This is a genomic window from Ferdinandcohnia jepli, from assembly GCF_047246645.1.
In the GTDB taxonomy this organism is placed as follows: domain Bacteria; phylum Bacillota; class Bacilli; order Bacillales; family Bacillaceae_L; genus Ferdinandcohnia.
Window position 1 is genome coordinate 1 of record NZ_JBFOKR010000048.1, and the last position, 1,843, is coordinate 1,843.

The 1,843-nt window shown below is 35.2% G+C and carries 2 protein-coding genes; one reads left to right on the forward strand and one right to left on the reverse strand.

Annotated features, from left to right (window positions below; genetic code table 11):
• The first annotated feature begins 402 nt into the window (after nt 1-402).
• Entirely contained in the window at nt 403-1,332 is a 930-nt protein-coding gene (locus tag AB3M96_RS23585; RefSeq protein WP_412970053.1) for a DUF4349 domain-containing protein, read from the forward strand.
• A 300-nt stretch (nt 1,333-1,632) separates the two neighbouring features.
• Here AB3M96_RS23585 and AB3M96_RS23590 read toward each other — a convergent pair.
• On the reverse strand, nt 1,633-1,843 hold a 211-nt coding region (locus AB3M96_RS23590), incomplete at its 5' end, for a hypothetical protein (RefSeq protein WP_412970054.1).

The window sequence follows — 1,843 nt, forward strand, 5'->3', positions numbered from 1 at the left end:
ATTAAAAAGATTAATTGCAGGATAAATACAATAATTGCATACTAACTAAGATTATTTGCATACTAATCCGATTAATTGCAGGATAAATGGAAGTATTGCATAATAGCGAATCCCACACACAAAAAAGGAGCTCTTCTCATGTGATGAAAAGAGCCCTTAAATTAATATTGCCAAACGAATATTACTCGAGAAAAATCAGTCACCAACAATCAACTATTTAACTTTTCAAAAATTTGCTAAACACAGGGACGGTTCTTTTGTTTCTATCCAAATCACCTGAGCATACCCACTCTTCTTAGATGTTGTATCCACCCCATAAATCTTGTTTTATCAGATAGTCGAAACATTTTTAAAAATATTCCGTCTATAATATAAAGAAGCCTACTAAGGAGGTGTTCATTAATGCAGAAGTTTAAACTATTTTGTGTAAGTGTTTTAGTCATGATGTTTGCCTTGTTTGGCTGTAGTGCAGGTTCATCTGAGACATCTGAAGACAAAGCTGCAGGTGGGGACATGGCGTATGAATCCCCAAATTCAGCAGTCCAGGAAGATTCACCTGGTGAAGTAGCGAATGCAGAAAGAGAAACCGCAAGTCCAACTGAAGAGCATTTTGATTTTACTAAGACTGATAGAATGGTTATATACAATGCAATGATTGAGATGGAAGTAAAAAGTTATAAAAATGCTCAAGAGGCGATTCAAAAGCTTATTGAAGATATGAACGGGTATATCGTTGATTCAAGGAGCTATAATGATGATTCTGAACAATCTAGTGGCCACCTTACTGCACGTGTACCGAGTGAATATTTTCAAAGATTCGTTGAAAAGGTAGAAGCAATTGGTACTAAAATTCATAACAAGAATGTCACTGGTCAAGATGTTACTGAGGAATACAATGACTTAGAATCCAGACTAAAGGCAAAGCGGGCAGTTGAAGAACGATTATTACAGTTCATGAAAGATGCAAAAACAACAAAGGACTTATTAGAGATATCGGATGACTTGGCAAGTGTTCAAGAAGAAATTGAAATCATAACAGGTCGTATGAAATACTTAGAAAACCAAACTAGTTTATCCACCGTTACAATTAACTTCTCTGAGAATAATGTGGTCATTCCCGATATAGAGAAAGACGAACTAAACACATGGGATAAAACCAAAAAACAATTCATGGACAGCATTAACTTTTTACTTGCTGGAGGATCTGGAGTACTCGTATTTTTAATAGGGAATTCACCAATTCTGATCTTATTAGCAGGAGTTGGTTTTGGCCTATATTTAATACTGAAGAAGAAAATGAAACGTAAAGAGGATAAAAGTATTGACCAGTAAGGTGTTTTAAAATGTACCCTATAGAGTAGACACTAAAAAAAGTCCATCTATAGGGTGCTTTTTGTATAATTAATAAAAACGGGCAATGGGGAAGTAAAAAGATATCTACAGTTAAAGAGATTGAAAGGAATCCATATGTGAAATCGTTTAGTTGTAAAGGGATTACTTACACAGATGAAAATTCAAAGAATTTGACCCTATTTAACCTACTACTCAATTATTATATCCAACCTCTGGAGTTCAGAAGAAGGAACCGAAATGCATTAAAAGGGAGCACTGAAATACAGAGCTCCCTTTACCTTACTTATTTTTTCTCTTTTTATCTTGCTCGACATATACTACTGTTGCCAATCTATCATTCTGTTCATTACCAGATTGATATTTTGCCTGTGATTCATAACCACTGTTCGCCGTATCACCATTAGCGACATAAACGCTCTCTGTTGCTGCTGCTTGTTGATGATAAGATAAATTATTAGTTGGATCACCGTCTGGAACAGTACGGAAATGC